This is a genomic window from Phenylobacterium sp., assembly GCF_036263695.1.
In the GTDB taxonomy this organism is placed as follows: Bacteria; Pseudomonadota; Alphaproteobacteria; order Caulobacterales; family Caulobacteraceae; genus Phenylobacterium.
Map to the genome: position 1 here is coordinate 1 of NZ_DATAGM010000421.1, position 4743 is coordinate 4743.

The 4743-nt window shown below is 68.9% G+C and carries 5 protein-coding genes and 1 pseudogene; all 6 read left to right on the top strand.

The features are described 5' to 3' along the window. Nucleotides 1-188, top strand: a pseudogene (locus VHK87_RS16860) (diguanylate phosphodiesterase); the annotation flags it as partial. Between the two features lie 163 nt (nt 189-351). Continuing rightward, nucleotides 352-1215 (top strand): TIGR01459 family HAD-type hydrolase, encoded by an 864-nt coding sequence (locus tag VHK87_RS16865; protein WP_329636049.1) that lies wholly within the window; start codon nt 352-354, stop codon nt 1213-1215. 56 nt (nt 1216-1271) lie between these two features. Continuing rightward, nucleotides 1272-1694: a MaoC family dehydratase gene (locus VHK87_RS16870; RefSeq protein WP_329636050.1), complete on the top strand. Its 423-nt coding sequence runs from the start codon at nt 1272-1274 to the stop codon at nt 1692-1694. A 5-nt stretch (nt 1695-1699) separates the two neighbouring features. Then, entirely contained in the window at nt 1700-2629 is a 930-nt protein-coding gene (locus VHK87_RS16875; protein ID WP_329636051.1) for a bifunctional riboflavin kinase/FAD synthetase, read from the top strand. Nucleotides 2630-2632: 3 nt separating this feature from the next. Further along, a complete protein-coding gene (locus VHK87_RS16880; protein ID WP_329636052.1) occupies nt 2633-3250 on the top strand; it encodes a hypothetical protein in 618 nt (205 codons plus the stop codon). A 172-nt stretch (nt 3251-3422) separates the two neighbouring features. Further along, nucleotides 3423-4743: class I tRNA ligase family protein (locus VHK87_RS16885; RefSeq protein WP_329636053.1), on the top strand; the 1321-nt coding region annotated here is incomplete at its 3' end.

The window sequence follows — 4743 nt, forward strand, 5'->3', positions numbered from 1 at the left end:
TCGCCGAGAAGGTCGAGACCGAGCGCCAGGTCGTGGACATCCTCGAGCTCGACATCGCCCTTGGCCAAGGTCACCTGTTCGGCGAGCCCCGACCGATCCGGGACCAGGTCCTCGCCGAGACCGCCCCGCCGCCGGCCTACATGCAGACCTCGCTCGCGCGCCGGGCCGTAGGCGGCGGGCGGTTCTAAACACCCCATATTCGTCATCGCCAAGCTTCTCCCGGCGACCCAGCCCGTTGCGGCTGGCCTACGTCATCAGGATGAGTGGCCGGCATGAAGCCGGCCATGACGATAGTGAGATGAGCGGTTGTGTGGTTGACCCCGACCCCCACGCTCTTTACCCGCGGCCGGCATGACCGCTCCGCGCCCGATCGAGGCCTTCTCCGAAATCGCCGACCGCTACGACGTCCTGCTCTGCGACGTCTGGGGCGTGATCCACAACGGACGCGAGAGCTTCCCGGCCGCCTGCGAGGCGCTGGCGAGGTTCAAGGCCGAGCGGGGGCCGGTGATCCTGATCTCAAACGCGCCGCGGCCGGCCTCGGCGGTGCGCCCGCAGCTGACCCAGCTGAAGGTGCCGGACGCGGCCTGGAGCGAGTTCATCACCTCCGGCGACGCCACCCGCGTCCTGCTGGCCGAGCGTGCGCCGGGGCCCGCCTGGGCGATCGGGCCGGATCGCGACGCGCCGCTGTACGAGGGCCTGGACCTGACCTTCACGGGACCTGAGGAGGCGCGCTTCATCTCCTGCACCGGGCCGTTCGACGACGAGACGGAGACGCCGGAGGACTACCGCGCCGCCTTCGAGGCGACGGTGAAGCGGGAGCTGGCGATGATCTGCGCCAACCCCGACATCGTGGTCCAACGCGGCGACAAACTGATCTACTGCGGCGGCGCGCTCGCTCAGCTCTACGAGAAGCTGGGCGGCGAGGTGCTGATGGCGGGCAAGCCGCACGCGCCGCTCTACCGCCTGTGCCTGGAACGGGCCGGGGAGCTTCTGGGCCGCCCCGTCGATCCGGCCCGGGTGCTGTGCATCGGCGACGGCGTTGCGACCGATGTTCTGGGCGGCAATCGCCAAGGCCTAGACGTGCTGTTCGTCGCCAGCGGCATCCATGCAGGCGAGGCCATCGGAGAGGGGGGCCTGGACCCGGCCGCGGTCGACGCGCTGCTGCAGGAGGCCGGCGCCGAGGCGGCCTATGTGACGACGCAGCTGACCTGGTGAGGCTTCGCTTCTGAGCGCGCGGACGCTAAGGAGGCTGACCGCTACGGGAGTTGTGGGTGCAGGGACTGTTCTTCGAAGACTTGAGCGTGGGCCAGACCGCGGAGATCACCCGCGTGGTCGAGGCCCGCGACCTGACCGCCTTCGCCGAGGTGTCCGGCGACACCAATCCGGTCCACCTCGACGAGGCCTACGCAAAGACCACGCCGTTCCAGGGGCGGATCGCCCACGGCATGCTGTCGGCGGCCTACATCTCCGCCGTACTGGGCACCCGCCTGCCCGGACCCGGCGCCATCTACCTGACCCAGTCGCTCAGGTTCCGCCGGCCGGTGAAGATCGGCGATGCGGTCACCGCCCGGGTCAGCGTCTCGGCGCTGGACGAGCGGCGGGCCCACGCCACCCTCACCACCCTTTGCATCGTCGACGGCCGCAACGTGGTCGAGGGCGAAGCGATCGTGATGGTCCCCCGGCGGGCGGCGTGACGCCCATGCGGGTGATCACTGGATGGAAGGACCTGCCCGAGGCCGACCGCGGCGCCGCTGTCGCGATGGGCAGCTTCGACGGGGTCCACCAGGGCCACCAGAAGGTGATAGCACTGGCCGCCGAGGCGGCGCGCAGGCTCGACGCGCCGCTGGGGGTGATCAGCTTCGATCCCCACCCCCGCGAGATCTTCAGTCCCGGTCAGCCCGCCTTCCACCTGATGACCCGCAATCAGCAGCTGCGCGGGTTGGGAGAGTTGGGCGTCGAGCGGCTCTACCTCCTGCCCTTCACCGCCGAACTCGCCGAGCTCACCGATCGCGAGTTCGCGACGAAGGTGCTGCACGAGGGTCTGGGTGCGCGGCACGTCGCCGTGGGCTTCGACAACTCCTTCGGCAAGGGCCGCACCGGCAGCCCGGAGACCATGCGCCAGTACGGCGAGGAGCTGGGCTTCGGCGTCTCCGTGGCCGGCGCGGTCGGCGACACGGCGGTCGAGAAATACTCCTCCACCAGCGTCCGCGAAGCGCTGCGCGAGGGCCGACCGCAGGACGCCGCCGCCATCCTTGGCCGCCCGTTCGCCATCGAGGGGCCGGTTCAGCGCGGCCGCCAGCTGGGGCGCGAACTCGGCTATCCCACCGCCAACGTGGCCTTGGGCGACTACGTCGTCCCAAAGTTCGGCGTCTACGCCACCCGCACCCGCCTGCCCGACGGCCGCGAGTTCGCGGGCGTGGCCAACATCGGCGTCAATCCGACCGTCGGCGAGGTCGACCCGCGGCTCGAGGTCTGGCTGTTCGGCTTCGACGAGGACATCTACGACCAGGTCATCGAGACCGACCTCGTCCACTTCCTCCGCCCCGAGCTGAAGTTCGACACCATCAGCGAGATGAGCGAGCAGATCCGGCGCGACGCCGAGCAGGCGAAGCGGCTGCTGGAGACTTAGCGCGTGGTCGGCAGAGCCTCCGCGAAGGCGGTACTCGCGGTTGGGGTCGAGGCGCTGCGCGCAACTGGTTTCACGTCATTCCGCACCGCCAAGACCACATATTGGGAACGACCGACCGCTGGCGACCTGCGAGCTGTGTGCTTGCTTGGGACCATCGGACGGCATGGTGGCGCTCAGTTGATCGGTACCGTGGGTGTAAGAGTGCCGGAGTTCGAGCTCTGGTGGGAAAGGCGGATCGCAACTCGCCTTGACCGCCAAGGTCCGCCGGCGGGCATGACGTTCGGCCACTTCATCACGAACTACCCGTCGCTTCGGGATCCACCGATCTTCACGGATGCATCCACGCAAGCTGATGAGATTGGCCGATGGATCAGCGCAATCATCGGCGTGCTTGAGACGTGGCCCACGACGGTGCTGGAGCAGGCGCGAGACGTGATCTCCAATCCTCGCAACTACCAGGCTCAGACGGTCATGCCCGCAGCGGCGGCGAAACTAGCCGGCTTCTTGCTTTGGGCGCGAGAAGTTCATGGGGTGCAGGTTCCCGACGAAACATGGCCGAAGATCTCCGAGGACTCGGAATACCGGCTCTGTCTTGAGCCTTGGCCACACACGTTGCACTGACGGGGGCTGGGATGCCCTTTGCCGTCGCCCCGCCCTCTGCTAACACCCGGCCCCATGACTTCGGTTTGGAAGCCCACGCGAATTAAGCGCCCGGCGTGACGCCGCCGGATCAAGCTCCAGCGCGCGCCGGGTCTTAAGCCCAACCCCCTTCCGAACCCCGCTGGAAAGCCCCATGGCCGACGACGCCGAAAAACCCTCGCGCGATTACCGCGAGACCGTGTTCCTTCCCGACACCCCCTTCCCGATGCGGGCGGGCCTGCCGCAGAAGGAGCCGCAGATCCTCGAGCGGTGGGAGGCGGAGGACCTCTACAAGACGATCCGCAAGGCCCGGCAGAGCGCCGGCGCCCCGCTGTTCGTGCTGCACGACGGCCCGCCCTACGCGAACGGCGCCATCCACATCGGCCACGCCCTGCAGAAGACGCTGAAGGACTTCGTCGTCCGTTCGCGCTTCGCCATGGGCTACGACGTCGACTACCTGCCCGGCTGGGACTGCCACGGCCTGCCCATCGAGTGGAAGGTCGAGGAGGAGCTGCGCGCGCAGGGGCGGCGCAAGGACGAGGTCTCCAAGGCCGAGTTCCGCGAGCGCTGCCGCGCCTACGCGGAGCAGTGGATCGGCGTGCAGATGGAGGGCTTCAAGCGGCTGGGCGTGCTCGGCGACTGGGGCCGCCGCTACTCGACGATGGACTATTCGAGCGAGGCGGCGATCGTCGCCGAGTTCCACAAGTTCGTCGCCTCCGGCCAGCTCTACCGCGGCTCCAAGCCGGTGATGTGGAGCCCCGTGGAGCGCACCGCCCTCGCCGACGCCGAGGTCGAGTACCACGACCACGTCTCCCCGACCGTGTGGGTCAAGTTCGAGGTGCTGGAGGGCTCGGACGCGGCCCGCGGCGCCTTCGTGGTGATCTGGACCACCACGCCGTGGACCATCCCCGCCAACCGCGCGATCTCTTACAGCGAGGGGATCGACTACGCAGTCTTCCAGGTCGAGGCGATGGAGGAGGGCCTGCCCTTCACCCCCTGGGCAAAGCCCGGCGACCGGCTGATCGTCGCCGAGAAGCTGATGGAGGAGGTCGCCAAGGCGGCCAAGATCGCCCGCTGGCGCAAGGTCGAGGCGGTCGACTGCCAGGGCATGGTCTGCGCCCACCCGCTGGCCGACATCGACCGGCATTACGGCTTCCAGGTCCCGATGCTGGCCGGCGAGCACGTCACCGATGAGGCGGGCACGGGCTTCGTCCATACCGCTCCGGGCCACGGCGCCGACGACTACATCGTCTGGCTGGCGCATGGCCACCGCGAGATCCCGGAGACCGTCGACGCCGACGGCGCCTACTACCCGCACGTGCCGCTGTTCGGCGGCCTGAAGGTGCTGGAGACCGAGGGCAAGAAGGCCGGCAAGTTCGGGCCCGCGAACGACGCGGTGATCGAGAAGCTGATCGAGGCCGGGCGGCTTCTGGCCCGCGGCCGGGTGGAGCACAGCTATCCTCACTCATGGCGCT

What these genes read in the sequence shown, in the direction of transcription:
- VHK87_RS16865 (WP_329636049.1), top strand. Translation starts at nt 352, where the DNA reads ATGACCGCTCCGCGCCCGATCGAGGCCTTCTCCGAAATCGCCGACCGC.
- VHK87_RS16875 (WP_329636051.1), top strand. Translation starts at nt 1,700, where the DNA reads ATGCGGGTGATCACTGGATGGAAGGACCTGCCCGAGGCCGACCGCGGC.